Here is a 20,839-nt window from a genome sequence, read left to right as displayed (position 1 = left end):
GCTCTCGCAACCTAACCTCAATTCCCGCCTAAAAATCAAGCTTTTCCTGGCATCGCGAGTGTTTTTGTAAATTATGTCACATAGCCGATGAGGACATGATTATCGCGAAGGAGGAAATCGTGACAGAATTTGACAAGCTTATCCGCAATGCTCCGGCAGGCCGTTTTGACGGTATCGAGCGGCCCTATTCGCCCGAGGACGTGAAGAGATTGCGGGGCTCCGTCGAACTTCGTTATTCGCTTGCCGAGATGGGGGCGAACCGGCTGTGGCAACTGCTGCATCAGGATGATTTCGTCAATGCGCTCGGAGCGCTATCTGGCAACCAGGCAATGCAGATGGTCCGTGCCGGACTGAAGGCGATCTACCTGTCCGGCTGGCAGGTCGCAGCCGATGCGAACACAGCTTCGGCGATGTATCCCGACCAGTCGCTTTATCCCGCCAATGCCGGACCAGAACTCGCCAAGCGGATCAACCGCACGCTTCAGCGCGCCGACCAGATCGAGACATCGGAGGATCGGGGACTTTCCGTCGAAACATGGTTTGCGCCGATCGTTGCCGATGCCGAAGCCGGCTTCGGCGGACCGCTCAATGCCTTCGAGATCATGAAGGCCTATATCGAAGCTGGCGCTGCCGGTGTCCACTTCGAGGACCAGCTGGCATCGGAAAAGAAGTGCGGGCATCTCGGTGGCAAGGTGCTGATTCCGACTTCGGCCCACATCCGCAATCTGAACGCGGCGCGGCTTGCCGCGGACGTCATGGGGGTTCCCACGCTCGTCATCGCCCGTACGGATGCGGAAGCGGCAAAGCTTCTGACCTCGGACATCGACGAGCGCGATCGGCCCTTCGTCGACGACGATGCCGGGCGCACGGTCGAAGGCTTCCATCAGGTGCGCAATGGCCTCGAGCCCTGCATCGCCCGTGCCGTTGCCTATGCGCCGCATTGCGATCTCATCTGGTGCGAAACCTCCAAGCCGGATCTGGAGCAGGCGCGGCGCTTTGCCGAGGGCGTGCACAAGGCCCATCCCGGCAAGCTGCTTGCCTACAACTGCTCACCGTCGTTCAACTGGAAGAAAAACCTCGATGACGCGACGATCGCCAAGTTCCAGCGGGAACTCGGCGCGATGGGCTACAAATTCCAGTTCATCACGCTCGCTGGTTTCCACCAGCTGAACTTCGGCATGTACGAACTGGCGCGCGGCTACAAGGACCGGCAGATGGCCGCCTATTCGCAACTGCAGCAGGCCGAGTTCGCCGCCGAGGCACAGGGCTACACAGCGACCAAGCATCAGCGCGAAGTCGGGACCGGCTACTTCGATGCCGTCTCGCTCGCCATCACCGGCGGCAAGTCCTCGACGACCGCAATGAAGGAATCGACCGAACACGCCCAGTTCAAACCCGCAGCCGAATAGCCACACCAAAGGAGACAAGGCCATGGCTTCCATCGCACGTGTCCGCGAAAGAGCGGACGAACAATCCTCCAGCATGAGCGCCGATCAGCAGGCCACGATCCGCATGCTCGCAAACGACCTGCACCGGCTGAATCAGTCCGTGATGAAGGCTGTAGAGGCCGGGGTCTCGGTCGAACTCGTGCGCTCCGCCCGCCACCATGGCGGAGACGGCAATTGGGGCGATCTCCTGATCCCCGTCGTCGTCGCCAACAGGATGTAGGAACAGAGATGGCGGCGCCGCTCCGGCGCCGCCATCTGCGTTATTCGACGTAATTGTCACTGTCACGAAAGGCGGGCATAATAAGCATCCGCTCATACGAGACGCCGGATGCCCGTCACGACGCACGCCAATCTCGAATCTCTCACTGACCTGGTCTATGGCGCATTGTTTGGCGAAACGGACTGGCAGGACTTTCTCGACACCCTCAACACGAGAATGCCCGATGCGAAGACGACGCTCTTCTACCACGACAGCGTGGCGGGCGCCGGTGCATTTTCGCTCTGCTCAGGCTTGGACGATACCGGCCTGGAAGGCTACAACCGGTATTATTGCACCATAAACCCGTGGATGCCGAAGGCAGCCGTCCGGCCGGTCGGCCTCGGCGTCATCGCCGACCAGATGCTGCCGCATGTCGAACTCGTCAAAACGGAATTCTACAATGACTTTCTGCGCAGTATCGGCTGCCGCAGCAGCGTTGGCGTGACGATCCTTCGTGAGAACAACCGGTCCTTCAATCTATCGACGCTGACATCGAGCACCGACACCGGGTTCAACCGGATCAACGCCGATCTCCTGACGCGACTTGCGCCGCATTTGCAGCGGGCCTTCGATTTCATGCGCCGGGACAAAGCAGGCAATGAGATGGGCCGTTCGCTGTTCGACGCGATCGGCGTCGGGCTCATCTATATCAGCGAAGGCCGCCAGATCCGATCGATGAATCTTGCCGCGGAACAGATGCTCGCCACAGATGCCGGGATCAGCGTCACGCCAACAGGACGTCTGAGCTCCAGCGATCGCGATTTCCTCGAGCACCTCGCCTCTTTTTCACGCTACCGCCCCTCCGCCGCGGCAGGGCCGTTCACCGCGAGGTTCAGTTCTGCCCGCGCCTCGTTCAAATGCACGCTCGTGCGCCTCACCTCCGATATCATGACCGAGTTCCTGCAGGGGCCGACCGCAGCAGTCGTCATCGAGCGAATACCCGTTGCGCGCCCCGAATTGAACGATCATTTGCCTGCAAAGCGACAACTGACCGCTGGCGAACTGCGGATCGCCTCCTCCATCGCCGCGGGTCTCTCGCCGCGCGAGACGGCCAAGCTGCATGGCATCAGCTACGAGACGGCCCGGACGCATCTGAAGAACATCTATTCCAAGCTCGGCGTGAACAGCCAGGTCGCACTTGTGCGACGTCTGATGCCGTAGAATTCAGCTGCGGCTGGCGCGCTTGCCGGCAAAAAGATCGGCATAGCTTTTCAGCAGCTTCGTCATACGATCTGCGACCGTGCGGATTTCCAGGCGATGGCGATCCTCGTTGTTCAACACGATCCATTGCCGGTGGCGCAGCTCCGCGAGCTCGCCGCCGAGCCGTTGCAGTCCCGGATCGAGATCACCCACGAAGCAGGGGAGCACCGCCTTTCCCGCACCTGCACGGACGAGGTCCGGCAGTGACCGGGGCCGGTTGACCGTCGCTCCGATCGGCTCCGGCGTCTGGCGGTACGGCCAGCGGAGATAGGCAGAAATGGCCTCATCCTCAGCGACCGCAATCCATCGGTTTTCCAATTCGCCGGCATTGCGCCGGACATAGACGGCATAAGCGACTTCGCCCAAAAGCCGAGCGGCGAGATTGGCTTCGTCCGGCTCGAAAGCGCGGATGCCGATATCGCTCTCGCGGTAGGCGAGATTGGCCCGCGCCTCTCCGATCGTCAGCACAATGTTGAAAGCGTCGGCAGGCATGCGGATTGCGGAGAAGTTTTCTGTCAGCAGCCAGGCCACCCAGGTGCCGGTTGCGATCTTTACCGTTGCGCCGCCCTCGCCGGCCTGGCGCCAGGCATCGACTTTCCGGGCCGCCGCTTCCATCTCCTGGAGATGGTCGAGGAGCGTCTGACCGTCGGCCGTCAAGCGGTAGCCGGTCTGGCTGCGGGCAAACAGCATCCGTCCCGTTTCCTGCTCCAGTTCAAGCATACGCCGGCCGACCGTGGCCGGGCTCAAGCCGCTCGCGACACTCGCACCGGTGAGCCCGCCGTGGCGCGCGACCTGCAGGAAAAGCTGATAGGAGTCCCACGGGGTATTTTTCATTGATGAAAAACATAGCCGGATTTTCGATGTTTATGAAGCGATTTTTGATGTGTATTTGAAGGGATGTCTTTAACGGAGGACATCACCAATGATCGAGCAGATCATGATTGCCAATTTTCTCGGCCTTTCGCAGAACGACCATCCAATCCAAAAACGTGAGAGGACTGAGGATGACTTCTACAGGGATTTTGGAAGCTCGCCTTTCGTAAGCGTCACCGCGTGGCTTACAAGCATCAGCCTCAAAAGGCAGAAGGACCGCGCCTTTCCGGCGCGATCCTCCTCCATACCTTCAAGCTGCAAGCCCGATCAGGCTGCCTGGCTTGCCCGGCCGTGAGACTGCGCCGACGCTTCGATGCGGAACTGCTGCAGCAGGCTCATCAGCGTGTCGGCCTCGTCGGCGAGCTGGCGGCTTGCTTGTGTGGTTTCCTCGACCATCGACGCGTTCTTCTGGGTCATCTGGTCCATGGCGTTGACCGAACCGTTGACCTCCTGCAGCGCCGCCGACTGATCCTGGCTCGCCGTGGCAATGGTTTCGACGTGCTTGCTGATCGCAATGATCTCCTCGCTGATCGAGGCGAGCACGCTGCCGGTTTTCTGCACCAGCGCAGAACCTGCCGTCACTTCTTGGCTGGACTTCTCGATCAGACCCTTGATCTCGCGGGCGGCATCGGCGGAGCGCTGTGCCAATTCGCGGACTTCCTGTGCGACAACCGCAAACCCCTTGCCCGCCTCGCCGGCGCGCGCCGCTTCGATACCGGCGTTGAGGGCGAGAAGGTTCGTCTGGAAAGCGATGTCGTCGATGACTTCGATGATCTGTTCGATCTGCTGCGAAGCCTGCTCGATGCGCCCCATGGCGGCCACGGCCTCGCTGACGACGACCCCGGAGCTGTCGGCGGTCTTCTTCGTGGCGGTGACCGCGTTGTTTGCTTCGGAAGCGCGCCCTGCAGACGAGCGCACGGTCACAGTAATCTCTTCGACGGCAGCTGCTGTTTCCTCCAAGCTGGCGGCCTGCGCTTCGGTTCGCTTGGAAAGCTCGCCGGCTGATGCCAGCATCGCGCCGCTATTGCGCTGGATGGCATTGGCGTTCTCGCGAATCTGCACGAGGGTATCCTGCAGGCGGACAAGCGATGCGTTGAAATCGACGCGCAACTGCTCCAGCCGACCGACAAACGGCGTCTCGATCGTCTGTGAGACATCGCCCTTGGCGAGGCGTCCGAGGCCGGCCGCAAGCTCGTTCACGGCAAAGTCGATCTGACCATCGAGCGAACGCTTATCGGCGTCGTTGCGGGCACGCTCGGCTTCGTTCAACGCCCGCTGTTCCGCAGCCTGCGCCTCGAGATCCTGCTGGGCGCGGGCGCTGTCGCGGAAGGCGGCCAAAGCACGTCCAATCTCCCCGAATTCGTTCTTCTTCTCGAGGCAGGGGATTGTGCCGTCAAGATTGCCGGCGGAGATCGAATGAACGGTCTGCGTCAGCGCAAACAGCGGCTTCACGCAGGCGCGGATCGCAAAAAAGGCAAGCACGCCGACAAGCAGCATGACGGCAGCGCCGACGCCGAGAACCATCGTCTGCAGGTGATTGATGCGGGCGAAATAGACTTCCATCGGAATGCCGATGAAGAGGATGCCGATATTGGCGCCGGCGGCACTCTTGACCGGGAAGTAGCCGGTCATGAAATTCCGGCCGAAGAGCTGCGCCGGACCGTAGTAGGCCTTGCCGTTCGCGAGAACCGGCTGCGCGGGATGATCGGCTGCAAGCTTGGTGCCGACAGCGCGGCTGCCATCTTCCTTCTTCACGTTGGTCGAAACGCGGACATAGTCGTTGCCCTGCTTCTGAAAGACCGTCGCGACACCGGCGATCGACTGGGCCGTGCGATCGACGAGGGCATGGTCCTTGATTTCGGGAATGCCTTCTTCCGTCACGGAGAGAAGCTCATCCCCCCTCACGCCGACAGCCGCGTTCGCATCCGCCGCACCATAGAGTACCGCCATCGTGCGGCTTGCGCCCTTTGCGTCCGAAACGGCGCTTTCCATCACGTATCGGCCGAGATTGTGGTGCGTGACAGCGACGATCGCCGCGGTGCTGATGGCGAGCAGAGCAAGCGTGATCGCAACCACCTGACGCACGATTGACGTCGAAAAGAATCGCGGCATGAAGACCTCCGGTGAGTACAACCAAAGTAAGAATAGGAGAAAAGCGTTAAGGATTTTTCTCGCAGCCGGCTTGCCTTCTAAGACGTTGCCACTGGCCCGCTGACAGCTGCTGCCTGCCTTCCGGATTAGCCGCACCGGAATGGCCAGTTTGCAACCAAAGGAAAAGCGGCTCCGGAGACCGAAGCCGCTTGCCGAACGGCAAGATGGCGCAAGGTTTATGCCGCGCGATAGAACGCTGCGTCGGAGCCTTCGCCGTCGATCTTGAACTGCTGGACGAGACCGAGAAGCGCATCCGCCTGACCGGCAAGTTCGCGGCTCGCGGCTGTCGTCTCCTCCACCATCGCGGCATTCTGCTGGGTCATCTGGTCCATCTGATTGACGGTCGCGTTGACTTCCTGCAGCGCACTCGACTGGTCATGGCTCGCACGGGCGATCATCTCGACATGCTGGCTGATCGTCACGATCTGCGCGCTGATCTTTGCAAGCACGGTACCAGTCTCCTGCACGAACTGCGAGCCTGAGCTGACCTCCGTCGTCGACTTGTTGATCAGGCCCTTGATTTCCTGCGCGGCAGCGGCGGAACGCTGCGCCAGTTCGCGGACTTCCATGGCAACGACTGCAAACCCTTTGCCTGCATCGCCTGCCCGCGCGGCTTCGATACCGGCGTTCAGCGCCAGGAGGTTGGTCTGGAAGGCGATCTCGTCGATGACGCCGATGATCTGTTCGATCTGGCGCGATGCGTCCTCGATGCGGGTCATCGCGTCGATGGCGTTGCTGACGACGGTTGCCGAATCGTCGGCGCTGCGCTTGGCCTCGCGAACGACCTGGTCGGCATCCTTGGCACGGGCCGCCGAGGAACGGACGGTGACGGTGATCTCCTCGACAGCAGCCGCCGTTTCCTCGAGAGAAGCGGCCTGATGCTCCGTGCGCTTTGCGAGATCTTCGGCGGACTGAGCCATCTGATTGCCGTTGCCCTGGATCATTTCGACATTGTCGCGGATCTGGCTCATCGTTGCCTGGAGGCGCAGCATCGAGCCGTTGAAATCCTGGCGCAGCTGCTCGAGGCGGCCGATGAACGGCGTTTCGATCGTAGTCGAAATGTCGCCCTGCGCCATACGTTCGAGGCCAGCGGCAAGCTCGTTGACGGCGAGCTCGATCTGGCGATCCATCTCGCGCTTTTCGGCGTCGTTGCGCTGGCGCTCCTGTTCGGCGGCTGCGCGCTCTTCTTCGCTTTCTTCCTCGATGCGGATCTTCGAGATCGCATTTTCCTTGAAGATGCCGAGGGCACGGGCCATGTCGCCGATCTCGTCGGACCGTTTCTCACCGGAAATGCTGGTATCCAGCGCACCGTCGGCAATGCGACGCATGGCGGCAGTGATCTGGCCGATCGGACGCTGCAGCGTCAGCACCAGGGCGAAGCCGCCGACGATCGAGACGAGGATGCCGAGGCCGGTCGTCAGAACGGAGATGCTGTTTGCCTGCGTGCGCTCGGTTCCTGCCGACTGCTTCTGCAGCTCGGCGAAGGTGGTCAGTTGGCCCCAGACGCTATCGAGCTGCTGACGGGCGGCTGCATAGTCAGTGGTACGCTGGCCGATTGTCGCGACCAGCTTTTCGCCGTCGCTGTCCATGGACGCCAGTGCGGGCGACATGGCGGCAACGATGTCTTCCGCAAAGTCCATGCCCTTGGCGCTCGCAAGCAGCGTGTTCAGGTTGGTGCCAAGCGTCGTGATTTCCTGATGCAGGCGAACGCGGTTGTCCGGGTTCGGCTTGGCGGTGAATTCGCCGAGCACCAGCTGCAGCGAATAGATCGAGGTCTCAAGACGGCGAGTGTCTTCGAGAACGGAGTTCGTCTGAGCGATGCGGCCGTCGAGCTCGACGAAGGTCGTCGTCGCTTCCCGCATCATCTGCGTGGCGGTCAACTGCGTATAGGTCGACATCTGGCGGAAGCGGGAAACAAGGCGGCCAAGGTTGACAATCGCTTCATCGGTCGCTGCATCAGGGGCTGCCGCCTGCGTCTTCAGGTCGTTGATCGTCTGGGCAATCGACTGCGTCATGCTCTTCTGGTTCTGCGGCACGGAGATTTCGATGAGGCGCTGCGCCTTGGCGATCTGCGGGATCGCGTCGGTGACGACCTTCAACTTGTCGGCAGGCACCTGCGCCTTGTTGAAGGCGGTCATGACAGAGGCAAGCGTATCGCCACCCTTCAACAGCCGATCGGCGGCGCGGAGCGTCGCGGTGGCATTGCCTTCGTCGTTGCGGATATTTTCCTCGAGCTGCTGTGCGTCGTAATTGACATTGAAACGGCTGCTGATCAGCGTCTTCTGTGCGTCATCGATCGACTTGCGAAGCGCCAGCTCCTGTTCATGAAGAGACCATAGCTTGCCGACGGTATCCGCAATCCCAGCCGTGCCGTCCGACGCGGCTTGCAGGTTCTCGCGGCCATCATTGTCGCCGATTTGGTTCAGGGTGGCTTTCAGCGTATCCCGCTGCGTCTTTATGTCGGTGTAGAGCTTGTCGCGTGCTTCCTGGTTGGTGATCTGCAGGAAATCGCCCATCGAGCCATACAGATCCTTGAAGCCACTTAGCGACTGGAGGACGCTGTTTGAAATCTCCATGCGGCCCTGCAGCAGGCCGGAGGCATAAAGGCCTGTCAGGCCGACGGCGGAAATGGTGATCACGAAAGGCAGGACGAAGATCAGAACCTTGGTCTTGATCTTGAAGCGCGAAAGGATCTTGTCAATAAACATGGCGATACCGGCCTTCCATACACCACTCCTCCCACCGGCTGAAATCGGCGCCGGCCGAGTGCATCGAGCTGATTTGTGGGACACTGGGGAACCCGAGGGTCAGGCGGCAATCATTGCCAAATCATCTCCGGCACAAAAGCGGCGATGCCCAAACATTCGCGGTGAATGTGACAGAAGATATCTTAATATTCAGATAAGCTGAACCGTTTGAAATCGTGTCTTCCCGCATCGTCGTATCCGCCCAGCAGTTTGCCGCGCAAGGACAGAGCACAAAAAGTATGACGAAAGGGATGTGTCAGAAGCCCTGAACGATCAGGAGGGTCACAAGTGCCGCCGTTGCACCGGCCGCGAGCATGAGGAAGCGGGAGGTCGCAAGCTTCGTATCAGGCTTTGCCTGAGCGATTGCGATGGCGCGGGCGCGTCGAGCGTTCCTGTTCATGCGAAGATCCTCACTTCTTTCAAGACTCAACAATCCATCAAAACGGCTTGCCGGTAAAGCGCAATTTAGGAAGCTCTTTCCTAACGGCCATTGGGACACGATGGCGCAACCTTCTTAACGAGTCTTGAATCTCCTGCTCCAGATTCGTGCCTACAAGGATTCACCTGCGGCAAAACCCGAGGCCCAGGCCCACTGGAAATTATAGCCGCCGAGCCATCCCGTCACATCGACGCATTCGCCGATGAAATAGAGGCCGGGTACGCTTTTCGCCTGCATCGTGCGGGAGTCGAGCCCAGCGGTATCTACGCCTCCAAGCGTCACTTCGGCGGTGCGATAGCCTTCCGAGCCGGACGGCTTGATCTTCCAGTTCTGCACCGCATCGCAGAGACGGATAAGCCCCTTGTCCGAAAGATCGGCCATGTTGCCGGAAATGGCTTCGCGTTCCGTCAGATAGTGCGCCAGCCGCTTCGGCAGGATTTCACCGAGCGCCGTCTGGGCCGACTGGCGGCCGTTCGCCTGCTTGGCTTTTTTCAGATGCATCAGAAGATCGACATCCGGCTCGATATCGATGGCGATCTCATCCCCTTCCCGCCAATAGGAGGATATCTGCAGGATTGCCGGGCCGCTGAGGCCGCGGTGGGTAAAGAGCAGGGCCTCGCGGAAGCCGGTTTTTCCATGCCTGATTTCGGACGGCGCCGAGATCCCCGAAAGCGGCGCAATGCTTTCCAGCAGGACGGGATCGAGCGTCAGCGGCACGAGACCCGGGCGCGTTTCGACGAGCGCGAGACCGAACAGTTCGGCGATGCGGTAAGCAAAACCGGTCGCACCCATTTTCGGTATCGACTTGCCGCCGGTCGCCACGACGAGCGAGGCGCACTCGTATTCGCCTTCGGACGTCCTGACGCGAAAGCCGTCGCTGTCTTTTTCAACGGTGAGCATTTCGGTCTGCAACCGCAGTTGCACACCTGCCGCCCGCATCTCGTCGAGCAGCATCCGGATGATGTCCTTCGCACTGTTGTCGCAGAAGAGCTGGCCGAGCGACTTTTCGTGCCAGGCAATTCCGTGCCGGTCGACCATGGTGATGAAATCGGCAGGCGTAAAGCGTGCAAGGGCGGATTTGCAGAAGTGCGGATTGGCGGACAGGAAGTTCTTCGGGCCAGCATGGATATTGGTGAAGTTGCAGCGGCCGCCGCCCGAGATGCGGATTTTCTCCCCCGGCGCTTTCGCGTGATCGAGCACGACCACTGAGCGGCCGCGCTGCCCGGCGCGGATGGCGCACATCATTCCGGCGGCGCCCGCGCCTATGACGATCACGTCGCTCTTCAGTCTCAAGCCCATTTCCCTTCTGTGAATGGCGCCTTCTTTTTCTATCAAATGGCGAAAGTCAACGCTGCCGCCCCTCGCCAATTGCCAAACTCCCGTTATGATGACCTTCCGATCAACCGCGAACATGTGTGTCATGTCACCCAAGAAGACGACGCTGAAGCCTGCCAGAAACGTGCCTGCCTCTACGAAAATTCCCCCAGATCCCGGATCTTCGCGCGGTGTGGCAAACTGGAAGGAAGCGGCGCAGTGGCTTCGCGCACGCGGCATCGAGGACATCGAGTGCATCACCCCGGATCTCGCCGGCGTTCCGCGCGGCAAGATGATGCCGACATCGAAATTCACGTCCAATACGTCGCTCGCCCTGCCCTCGGCGATCTATCGCCACACGATCTCCGGCGAATATCCCGAGGAGACCGAGAGCTTCCGCTACGAGCCCCGTGACAGCGACCTCAAGCTGATGCCCGACCTTTCGACGCTTTCCGTCGTTCCTTGGGAGACTGATCCAACGGCGCAGGTGATCTGCGATATTGTCAATTCGGAAGGCGAGGAGGTCCCCTATACACCGCGCAACCTCCTCAAGCGCATCATGGGACTTTACGCCGAACGCGGTTGGAAACCGGTCGTCGCGCCGGAGATCGAATTCTATCTCGTCGCCAACAACGACGACCCGGATTATCCGTTGCGCCCGCCGAAGGGACGCTCGGGCCGCTCGATCCTCGGCGGCCAGGGTTACTCGATCGCCGGCATCAACGAGTTCGACGAGCTGATCGACGATATCTATCATTTCTCCGAGAAACAGGGCCTCGAGATCGACACGCTGATCCATGAGGAGGGCCCAGCGCAGCTCGAGATCAATCTGCGCCATGGCGACCCGATCGAGCTTGCCGACCAGGTCTTCATGTTCAAGCGCACCATCCGCGAGGCTGCGCTGAAGCACGATATCTATGCGACGTTCATGGCGAAGCCGATGCAGGGTCAGCCGGGCTCGGCGATGCATATCCATCAGTCGGTCGTCAACATCGGGTCTGGCAAGAACGTCTTTTCCAATTCCGACGGATCGGCGTCGAAGGAGTTCTTCCACTTCATCGGCGGCATGCAGAAATATGTGCCGAGTGCACTTGTGATGCTGGCGCCCTACGTCAACTCCTACCGGCGCCTTGCGCCGGACATGTCCTGCCCAGTCAACAACGCCTGGGGTTACGACAACCGCACCACCGCATTCCGCGTGCCGGTTTCCGACCCGCAGGCACGGCGCGTCGAAAACCGGCTGCCGAGTTCCGATGCCAACCCATATCTGGCCCTGGCTGCTTCGCTGGCATCGGGCCTTCTCGGCATCATCAAGGAGATCGAGCCGACGGCACCGACCGAGGACGCAGCCAATGAAGGGTCGATCGACCTTCCGCGCGGCCTGCTCGAAGCCGTAGCACTCTTGGAAGACGAACCGGCATTCGAGGAGGTGTTCGGCAAGGAATTCATCGGCCTTTATGCAGGCGTGAAGCGGGGAGAGTTCGAAACCTTCATGCAGGTGATCAGCCCCTGGGAACGCGAATTCCTGCTGCTCAACGTGTGAGGAGGCCGCCGCATGACGGTGCAAGAAAACTGGCAGAGCCCCATCGCGCCGGGCGTTTCGTGGTACCAGGCGACGGTGGGCGAGCGGCCGACCTATCCGCAGCTTGACGGATCGAAGACATGCGACGTCGCCATCGTGGGCGGCGGCTATACCGGCTTGCAGGCGGCATACAATCTGGCGAAAGCCGGCGTCTCGGTCGTGCTGATCGATGCGTGCCGTTTCGGCGACGGGGCATCCGGCCGCAACGGTGGGCAGCTCGGCACCGGCCAGCGCTGGTGGCCGGAGGAACTGGAGGAGAAGATCGGCTACGAGCGTTCCAAAGCGCTCTTCGATCTTGCGGAGGCTTCCAAGAAACACCTGCTCGATTTTGCGACCGAACATCAGATCGACATCGAATTCATGCCCGGCCAGATGAACGTCTCGCACAAGGAAAGCTACACGCGCTTCTACTCTGAAAATGCCGAGATTGCGGCCCTTCGTTACGACTATCCGCATCTGCGGTTCATGGACAGAGAGGAGACCCAGGAACGCCTCGGCTCCAAACGCTACTACTGCGGCGTGCGCGACACCGGCACCGGCCACATTCATCCGCTGAAGCTGCTGATCGGGCTGGCGCGCGTTGCGGCCAATGCCGGGGCGCAGATTTTCGAGATGACCAAGGCGACCGCAATCGGCCAGGGCGGCGGCAAGGTGACGATCGAAACGCCGAAGGGCACAATTGCCGCGTCCCGCGCGCTGATTGCCTGCAACGGCTATATCGGCAATCTGGAGCCGGTGACGGCAAGCCATGTCATGCCGATCCGCTCCTTCATCGGCGCAACCGTGCGGCTCCACGAATATCCTGCCGTGCTTCCCGGCGGGGAAGCCGTCGCAGACTCGCGTTTCGTCGTGCGTTATTTCCGCAAGTCCAAGGATGGACGACTGCTTTTCGGCGGGCGGGAAGCCTATACCGCCGACAATCCGCGCGATATCAGCGAACATATCCGCCGCCAGATCGCCGAAATCTATCCGGCACTCAGGGACATCGAGATCACGCACGCCTGGGGCGGCAGCGTCGGCATAACGATGCCGCGCCAGCCCTTCGTGCGCGAAGTGATGCCGGGCGTCACCTCAATCGGCGGATATTCGGGCCATGGAGTGATGCTGTCAAATTACTGCGGCAAACTTTATGCAGAAACGGTGCTTGGAAAATCAGCCGATCTCGAGCTCTTCAAGGCGCTCGATATTCCGGCATTTCCCGGTGGTGCGGCAATGCGCGCGCCGCTGCTTTTCCTCGCCTTGTCGTGGTTCGCGCTGCGCGACAAGTTTTAAGGGCGATTGCGGGATTTCCTCCCGGTGCAATTCGCTTTAAAACCGAGACCCGACAGATTCATTGCATCGCACACTGGCTTTTTTAAATCGATTAGATTAAAACGGCCACAACCAGCCTGATTGAGAGAAGAGCTCATGAGCAGCCAGATCATTCCCGTCGAACCCTTTGATTATGTCGTCTTCGGCGGCAGCGGCGATCTTGCCGAGCGCAAGCTCCTTCCCGCCCTTTATCACCGCCAGATCGAGGGCCAGTTCACCGAGCCGACGCGCATTATCGGCGCTTCGCGCAGCCCGCTTTCCGATGACGAATACCGCAAGTTCGCGCAGGATGCCCTCAAGGAGCATCTGAAGAAGGGCGAGTATGACGAGGCGGAAGTCGAGAAATTCTGCAAGCGCCTCTTTTATGTCTCCGTCGACGCGCGTTCTGACGGCGGCTGGGATCAGCTGAAGAAGCTGCTGGACGAGGGCAAGGACCGCGTCCGCGCCTTCTACCTCGCCGTCGCACCCGGCATCTTCGGTGACATCTCGCAGAAGATCGCCGAACACAAGCTGATCACCAAGTCGACGCGCATCGTCGTCGAAAAGCCGATCGGCCGCGACCTTTCCTCGGCGCTGTCACTGAACGATACGATCGGCCGTGTCTTCAAGGAAGAGCAGATCTTCCGTATCGACCACTATCTCGGCAAAGAAACGGTGCAGAACCTGATGGCGCTGCGCTTTGCGAACGCCCTCTACGAGCCGCTGTGGAACGCCAATTACATCGATCACGTGCAGATCACGGTTGCCGAGGCCGTCGGCCTCGAAGGCCGCGCCGGCTATTACGACACCGCCGGCGCATTGCGCGACATGGTGCAGAACCACATTCTGCAGCTCCTCTGCCTGACCGCCATGGAAGTACCGTCATCGATGGATTCCGAGGCGGTCCGCGACGAAAAGCTGAAGGTCCTGCGGGCCCTGAAGCCGATCGATGCTTCCAACGTCGAGCAGGTCACCGTGCGCGGCCAGTATCGCGCCGGCGCCTCCGGCAGCGGCCCGGTCAAGGGCTACCTCGAAGAGCTCGAAGGCGGCGTTTCGAACACCGAAACCTTCGTTGCCATCAAGGCCGAGATCAACAATTGGCGCTGGGCGGGTGTCCCGTTCTTCATCCGCACCGGCAAGCGTCTTACCGGCCGCATGTCGGAAATCGTCATTACCTTCAAGCCGATCCCGCACGCAATCTTCGACCAGGCGGCCGGCCGCATCAACCAGAACCAGCTCATCATCCGCCTGCAGCCGGACGAAGGCGTCAAGCAGTCGCTGATGATCAAGGATCCCGGCCCGGGCGGCATGCGCCTGCGTAGCGTCTCGCTCGACATGAGCTTTGCGTCAGCCTTCAATGTGCGCAATCCGGACGCCTATGAGCGCCTGCTGATGGACGTCATCCGCTCCAACCAGACGCTCTTCATGCGCCGTGACGAAGTTGAAGCCGCTTGGCAGTGGGTCGATCCGATGCTCAAGGGTTGGGAAACAACCGGCCAGCTCGTTCAAGGCTATACCGCCGGCACTTGGGGCCCAAGCCAGGCCATCGCGCTCATCGAGCGTGAAGGCCGCACCTGGCACGACAACATCTAGGATCGCGACCGATGGCAGCAACCTTGCATGCTTTTACCAATGCAGCGGAACTTGCAAGCGGCCTTGCAGACAAGGTGACGGAGCGGCTTTCTGCAGCGATCACAGCCCGCGCAGCGGCCAGCATCGCCGTTTCCGGCGGCTCGACCCCGAGGGCCTTCTTCCAAGAGCTCTCCGTCCGCGACCTCGACTGGAGCAAGGTAACCGTCACGCTTGTTGACGAGCGCTTCGTTCCCGCGGACAATGAGCGTTCGAACCATCTGCTGGTCGCGAACAATCTGCTGCAGAACAAGGCGAAGGCGGCGCGCTTCCTGCCGCTCTATCACAAATCAGGCTCTGCCGAAGATGCGGCAAAGCTTGCGACTGCCGAGACGAAAGCGATTGGCAACCCGTTCGATGTGGTGATCCTCGGTATGGGCGGCGACGGCCACACGGCATCGTTCTTTCCCGACGGCAGCAACCTTGCAGCCGCGCTCGATCCGGCGACGCCGCGCGGCATCATCACGATGGAAGCGGAAGGCGCCGGCGAGCCGCGCCTGACCTTCACCTTCTCCAGCCTTCAGGATGCCGGGCTCCTGGTGCTTCACATCGAAGGCGCGGGTAAGAAAGATACGCTGGCGAAAGCGGAAAATGCCGGAGAAGAGGCCGAGATGCCGATCCGGGCCGTTTTGCGCCGGGCGGCTTCCCCGGTCGAAATCTACTGGGCGCCGTAAAACCAAGCCTTCGGGCAGAGCCGCCGAACGTCAAACTTGAGAGCAACCAAGGCAGGATACCTCCCATGTCCGCTAACGCACGCATTTCCGCGATCACATCCCGCATCGTCGAACGATCAAAACCGACGCGCGAGCGATATCTGGAACGCCTGCAGGCCGCGACTTCCAACGGCGTGAGCCGCTCGATACTCGGCTGCGCCAACCTCGCCCACGGCTTTGCGATCTGTTCCCCCTCCGAAAAGGATGCACTGGCGGGCGACCGCGTGCCCAATCTCGGCATCATCACCGCCTACAACGATATGCTCTCGGCCCATCAGCCGTTCGAGACCTATCCGGCGATCATCCGCGAAGCTGCGGCGGAAGCTGGGGGCATTGCCCAGGTCGCCGGCGGCGTCCCGGCCATGTGCGACGGCGTCACGCAGGGCCAGCCGGGCATGGAGCTGTCGCTCTTTTCCCGCGACCTGATTGCCATGTCTGCCGGCATCGGTCTGTCGCACAACATGTTCGATGCGGCGCTCTTTCTCGGGGTCTGCGACAAGATCGTGCCGGGCCTCGTGATCGCGGCCCTCTCCTTCGGCCACCTGCCCTCGATCTTCGTGCCGGCGGGGCCGATGACCAGCGGGCTGCCCAACGACGAAAAGTCTCGTGTCCGCCAACTCTATGCGGAAGGCAAGGTCGGCCGCGCCGAGCTGCTCGAGGCCGAGTCCAAGTCCTATCACGGCCCGGGAACCTGCACCTTCTACGGCACGGCAAACTCCAACCAAATGCTGATGGAGATCATGGGCTTCCATCTGCCCGGCTCTTCCTTCATCAATCCGGGCACGCCGCTGCGCGAAGCGCTGACGCGCGAGGCGGCAAAGCGCGCTCTGGCGATCACTGCGCTCGGCAACGAATTCACGCCCGCCGGCGAAATGATCGACGAGCGCTCCATCGTCAACGGCGTCGTCGGCCTGCATGCAACCGGCGGCTCCACAAACCACACGCTGCATCTCGTCGCCATGGCGCGCGCTGCCGGCATCCAGCTCACCTGGCAGGATATTGCCGAACTCTCCGAGGAAATCCCGCTGCTTGCCCGCGTCTATCCGAACGGACTGGCCGATGTTAACCATTTCCACGCCGCAGGCGGCATGGGCTTCCTCATCAAGGAGCTTTTGAAGAAGGGCATGCTGCACGATGACGTGCGCACTGTTGCCGGCCAGGGTCTTGAAGCCTATACGATCGACGTGCGCCTCGGCGACAACGGCACGGTGGTTCGCGAACCGGCACCGGAAAAGAGCCACGATGGCAAGGTGCTCGCCAGCATCGAAACGCCGTTCCAGTCGAATGGCGGCCTGAAGATGCTGCGCGGCAATCTCGGCAAGGCGGTCATCAAGATATCCGCGGTGAAGCCGGACCGCCATATCATCGAGGCACCGGCGATCGTCTTCCATAGCCAGCAGGAGCTGCAGGACGCCTTCAAGGAAGGCAAGCTCAACCGCGACTTCGTGGCGGTTGTGCGCTTCCAGGGGCCGAAGGCAAACGGCATGCCGGAGCTGCACAAGCTGACGCCGCCGCTCGGCGTACTGCAGGACCGCGGCTTCCACGTCGCCCTCCTGACGGACGGACGCATGTCCGGCGCGTCAGGCAAGGTTCCGGCTGCGATCCATGTGACGCCGGAGGCTGTCGAGGGCGGGCCGATCGCCCGCATCAAGGACGGCGACATCATCCGTCTCGATGCAATCCGCGGCACGCTGGAAGTCCTCCTCGATGCCGCCACCCTGGCGGACCGCGAGCCGGTGACGGCCGATCTTTCGGACAATGAATTCGGCATGGGGCGCGAGCTCTTCGCTCCGTTCCGCCGCTCCGTCGGCACCTCAGACCACGGCGCCAGCGTCCTCTTCCACTGACGCAAACAGCCCGCGAACGGATCGCGGGCTTGCTCAATTCCAGAAATGTCCGATCAGGCGCGAACGTCTAGAACGTAGTCGCGATGCGCCGGATGCGTGCTGTAGACGAAAATCTTGTTCATTTCCTTCTGCGTCAGCAGGCGCAGGAAGCGGACCTCGATGGTGTTGTTGGTGTTCACCCGCATCAGCATGCAGCCGACCTTGGTGATGCGCGCATCGGGAATATCCAGATAAAACTGCTTCGGCAAAGTGAACTGCGTCAGGATCGCCAGGATCGCGCTGCTCATCGAAATTCGTATGATATCGCAGCGCCGGGACGCCATGTGCATGACCCCCTTTTCGGTGTACTCGATCCGCGCAGCGTTCATCGTATCCTCCATTTTGAACCGCTGTTCGCGGTCGTACATGAAGGATTCTTCCTTGTTGAGAAAATGCCCTGGAGGCAATGGATTGGATGCACCCACGACCCTGATTCCCCTTGAAACTATGAGGGGAAAGCTAGCAGCGGATGTTTAACAGAAAGTGATGATTGCTGCGTTTCAGGCGCTCACAAAGAACCGCCCAAAAATAGTCTCCTACCTTCTGTAAGTGTGGCCTTCGGCATCGAAAAGATGCAGTTTCGAGCGATCAGCAGCGAACCTCATCTTCTGACCTTTCTTGATGTCGGTGATGCCCGGCAGCTTGACGATGATCGGCTCGCCCGGCATCAGGCCTTCGATATAAAGCAGGGTAACTTCGCCGAGCGCTTCGACGATCGAGACCTCGCCTTCGAAGATGTAGTCGTCGCCATTGGCGATCTGCAGGTCTTCAGGGCGCACGCCGAAACTTGCCGTCTTTCCTTTTTCGGAAGCCGCGGTCGGAATGTCGAGCGTGACCGACCTGCCGCCCTTGAGCGTGATCGTCGTGGTGGCACCCGCTTCACTGATGGTAGAGGGGATGATGTTCATGGCCGGAGAGCCGATGAACTTCGCAACGAAGAGGTTTGCCGGACGCTCGTAAAGCTCCAGCGGTGCGCCGACCTGCTCGATGTGGCCGGCCGACAGGACGACGATACGGTCGGCAAGCGTCATCGCCTCGACCTGGTCGTGGGTGACGTAAATCATCGTGGTATCGGCCATCTGCTCATTGAGGCGGGCGATCTCGATACGGGTCGCGACGCGCAACGCTGCATCGAGGTTCGACAGCGGCTCGTCGAAGAGGAAGACCTTCGGGTCGCGGCAGATGGCGCGGCCGATCGCAACGCGCTGGCGCTGGCCACCGGAGAGCGCCTTTGGCAGGCGGTCGAGATAATTGGTGAGTTGCAGGCTTTCGGCGGCGGCTCTCACGCGACGATCGATCTCCTGCTTGCTCTCGCCGGCGATCTTCATGCCGAAAGCCATGTTGTCGAAGACTGTCATGTGCGGATAAAGCGCGTAGGACTGGAACACCATGGCGATGCCGCGCTTCGAGGGCGGGACATCGTTGACGAGTTGGCCATCGATATACATCTCGCCGCCCGTGATGTTCTCTAGGCCGGCGATCATGCGCAGCAGCGTTGACTTGCCGCAACCCGACGGCCCCACGAAGACGATGAACTCACCCTGGTTGATCTCCAGGTCGATGCCGTGGAGGACATCCACGGAGCCGTAGGATTTACGGATTTCCTTTAGAGTAAGTCCAGTCATGTGATGCTCCCCTCCTGATCCTTACGCGAGACGGGCGAAATACGCCCCCCAAGCGGGAATATCGATCTTGTCGCCGTAGTTGTTGCTGGTGAAACCGTGTCCCGTCAATGCCTGCCATTCTCCCATCGGTAAGCTGACGTTGATTTCCACCGGGCTCATGTTGAAAATGCAGAGCAATTGCTCGTTGCCATATCTGCGCGTGAAGACAAGCGCATCGCCTTGCGGCTGCTCGAATTCGATCTCGCCCTTGGCAAACGCCGGATGCTGCTTGCGAAAGGCGAGGAAGCGGCGGTAGTGCTCGAGCACGGAATTCTCGTCGCCCTGCTGCACGCTGACGGCGCGCAGGATATGCTCGACCGGCACCGGCAGCCACGGCGTGACGGTCGAGAACCCGCCCTGGGAAACCTGCGAGTCCCAGACCATAGGCGTGCGGCAGCCGTCGCGTCCCTTGTATTCCGGCCAGAACTGGATGCCGTATGGATCCTGCAGGTCCTGGTAGGCAAGATCGGCTTCGGTCAGGCCGAGCTCCTCACCCTGATAAAGGCAGACGGAGCCACGCAGGGTCATCAGCAGGGAAGCATATTGCTTGGCAAATGCGTCATGATCGGCAACGAGCGAACCCCAGCGGCTGACATGACGCATGACGTCGTGATTGGAAAATGCCCAGCACGCCCAGCCATCGGGCGCTGCGGCGGCGAAATCTTCCATCACTTCTTCCACGCGCTCCGGCGAAAGCGGATCGGGGGCGAGAAACTCGAAGGCATAGCACATATGCATCTTGTCGTTTCCGGAAGTGTATTCGCCGACGATCTCCAGGCCGCGCTGGCTGTCACCTACTTCGCCGACGGCCGCGATTGCCGGAAACTCTTCCAGAACCGCACGGAAGCGCTTCAGGAATTCCAGGTTCTCCGGCCGGTTCTTGTCGTAGATGTGTTCCTGGAAATTATAGGGGTTCACCGCCGGCGCGGTCGAAGCGTTGCGGCGCGCGGGCGGCAGCGCCGGATTGTCGCGCAACTGCTGGTCGTGGAAATAGAAATTGATCGTGTCGAGACGGAAGCCGTCGACGCCGCGCGTCAGCCAGAAGCGGACAACATTGAGCAACCGGTCCTGTACTTCCAGATTGTGCAGGTTCATGTCCGGCTGCGAGGTCAGGAAATTGTGCAGGTAATACTGCATGCGCCGCGGATCCCACGCCCATGCCGAGCCGCCGAAAATCGACAGCCAGTTGTTGGGCGGCGCGCCATCCGGCTTTGCATCCGCCCAGACATACCAATCGGCCTTTGCATTCGTCTTGCTGGAACGGCTTTCGGCAAACCAGGGGTGCTGGTCCGAACTGTGCGAGATGACGAGGTCGATCATCACCTTGATGCCGAGGCGATGGGCCTCGGCGATCATCGTGTCGAAATCCACCAGCGTGCCGAAGATCGAATCGACGTTCTCGTAGTCCGAAACGTCGTAGCCGAAATCGCGCATCGGCGAGGTGAAGAAGGGCGAAATCCAGATCGCGTCGGCACCGAGGCTTGCTACATACGGAAGGCGGGCGGTGATGCCCTTCAGATCGCCGATGCCGTCGCCGTTTGAATCTTGAAAGGAGCGCGGGTAGATCTGATAGATTACCGCACCGCGCCACCAGTCCTTGTCGACTGTCAAATTGGTTTGGGATGCCATGCTCATGTCTGTTCC

General features: G+C 60.8%; 16 protein-coding genes. 8 read left to right on the top strand and 8 right to left on the bottom strand.

Going from position 1 to position 20,839, the window contains the following annotated elements; genetic code table 11:
* The first annotated feature begins 95 nt into the window (after positions 1-95).
* The 3 genes from aceA to ACW4PC_RS18145 all read left to right on the top strand — a co-directional run bounded on the left by aceA (position 96) and on the right by ACW4PC_RS18145 (position 2,868).
* Positions 96-1,409: an isocitrate lyase gene (gene aceA, locus ACW4PC_RS18155; protein ID WP_455874683.1), complete on the top strand. Its 1,314-nt coding sequence runs from the start codon at positions 96-98 to the stop codon at positions 1,407-1,409.
* A 22-nt stretch (positions 1,410-1,431) separates the two neighbouring features.
* Positions 1,432-1,668 carry an SMc00767 family acetate metabolism repressor gene (locus ACW4PC_RS18150; protein ID WP_455874682.1) on the top strand — a complete coding sequence of 79 codons (237 nt, stop codon included), beginning with the start codon at positions 1,432-1,434 and terminating at the stop codon, positions 1,666-1,668.
* A 108-nt stretch (positions 1,669-1,776) separates the two neighbouring features.
* On the top strand, positions 1,777-2,868 hold the full coding sequence (locus ACW4PC_RS18145) for a helix-turn-helix transcriptional regulator (protein ID WP_455874681.1): 1,092 nt from the start codon (positions 1,777-1,779) through the stop codon (positions 2,866-2,868).
* Between the two features lie 3 nt (positions 2,869-2,871).
* Here the strand turns inward: ACW4PC_RS18145 and ACW4PC_RS18140 are convergent, their stop codons facing one another.
* From ACW4PC_RS18140 to ACW4PC_RS18120, 5 genes are all read right to left on the bottom strand, one after another.
* The gene (locus tag ACW4PC_RS18140; RefSeq protein WP_455874680.1) at positions 2,872-3,741 is read right to left on the bottom strand and encodes a LysR family transcriptional regulator; all 870 of its coding nucleotides are present in this window, start codon (positions 3,739-3,741) and stop codon (positions 2,872-2,874) included.
* A 306-nt stretch (positions 3,742-4,047) separates the two neighbouring features.
* Positions 4,048-5,892 (bottom strand): methyl-accepting chemotaxis protein, encoded by a 1,845-nt coding sequence (locus tag ACW4PC_RS18135; RefSeq protein ID WP_455874679.1) that lies wholly within the window; start codon positions 5,890-5,892, stop codon positions 4,048-4,050.
* 215 nt (positions 5,893-6,107) lie between these two features.
* The gene (locus ACW4PC_RS18130; RefSeq protein WP_455874678.1) at positions 6,108-8,639 is read right to left on the bottom strand and encodes a methyl-accepting chemotaxis protein; all 2,532 of its coding nucleotides are present in this window, start codon (positions 8,637-8,639) and stop codon (positions 6,108-6,110) included.
* Positions 8,640-8,934: 295 nt separating this feature from the next.
* Entirely contained in the window at positions 8,935-9,078 is a 144-nt protein-coding gene (locus tag ACW4PC_RS18125) for a hypothetical protein (RefSeq protein ID WP_455874677.1), read from the bottom strand.
* A gap of 150 nt (positions 9,079-9,228) precedes the next feature.
* Complete coding sequence (locus ACW4PC_RS18120) at positions 9,229-10,416, bottom strand: NAD(P)/FAD-dependent oxidoreductase (RefSeq protein WP_455874676.1); 1,188 nt, start codon at positions 10,414-10,416, stop codon at positions 9,229-9,231.
* 121 nt (positions 10,417-10,537) lie between these two features.
* On the opposite strand from ACW4PC_RS18120, the gene ACW4PC_RS18115 reads away from it, so the two are divergent.
* From ACW4PC_RS18115 to edd, 5 genes are all read left to right on the top strand, one after another.
* On the top strand, positions 10,538-11,974 hold the full coding sequence (locus tag ACW4PC_RS18115) for a glutamine synthetase family protein (RefSeq protein ID WP_074066713.1): 1,437 nt from the start codon (positions 10,538-10,540) through the stop codon (positions 11,972-11,974).
* A 12-nt stretch (positions 11,975-11,986) separates the two neighbouring features.
* A complete protein-coding gene (locus tag ACW4PC_RS18110) occupies positions 11,987-13,285 on the top strand; it encodes an NAD(P)/FAD-dependent oxidoreductase (RefSeq protein ID WP_455874675.1) in 1,299 nt (432 codons plus the stop codon).
* Positions 13,286-13,420: 135 nt separating this feature from the next.
* Positions 13,421-14,896, top strand: a complete 1,476-nt coding sequence (gene zwf / locus ACW4PC_RS18105) for a glucose-6-phosphate dehydrogenase (protein WP_455874674.1) — start codon at positions 13,421-13,423, stop codon at positions 14,894-14,896.
* A gap of 11 nt (positions 14,897-14,907) precedes the next feature.
* On the top strand, positions 14,908-15,606 hold the full coding sequence (gene pgl, locus ACW4PC_RS18100) for a 6-phosphogluconolactonase (protein WP_455874673.1): 699 nt from the start codon (positions 14,908-14,910) through the stop codon (positions 15,604-15,606).
* Positions 15,607-15,671: 65 nt separating this feature from the next.
* Positions 15,672-17,492 (top strand): phosphogluconate dehydratase, encoded by a 1,821-nt coding sequence (edd, locus tag ACW4PC_RS18095; protein WP_455874672.1) that lies wholly within the window; start codon positions 15,672-15,674, stop codon positions 17,490-17,492.
* 53 nt (positions 17,493-17,545) lie between these two features.
* Here edd and ACW4PC_RS18090 read toward each other — a convergent pair whose 3' ends face one another.
* From ACW4PC_RS18090 to bglA, 3 genes are all read right to left on the bottom strand, one after another.
* Complete coding sequence (locus tag ACW4PC_RS18090; RefSeq protein ID WP_074066708.1) at positions 17,546-17,899, bottom strand: hypothetical protein; 354 nt, start codon at positions 17,897-17,899, stop codon at positions 17,546-17,548.
* A 168-nt stretch (positions 17,900-18,067) separates the two neighbouring features.
* Positions 18,068-19,156: an ABC transporter ATP-binding protein gene (locus ACW4PC_RS18085; RefSeq protein ID WP_455874671.1), complete on the bottom strand. Its 1,089-nt coding sequence runs from the start codon at positions 19,154-19,156 to the stop codon at positions 18,068-18,070.
* A gap of 21 nt (positions 19,157-19,177) precedes the next feature.
* Entirely contained in the window at positions 19,178-20,830 is a 1,653-nt protein-coding gene (gene bglA / locus ACW4PC_RS18080; RefSeq protein ID WP_455874670.1) for a beta-galactosidase BglA, read from the bottom strand.
* Between the last annotated feature and the right edge of the window lie 9 nt (positions 20,831-20,839).

The organism is Rhizobium yanglingense, from assembly GCF_977109285.1.
The sequence above is the reverse complement of the archived record's forward strand: the minus strand, read 5'-3'. Positions and strand labels throughout refer to the sequence as shown.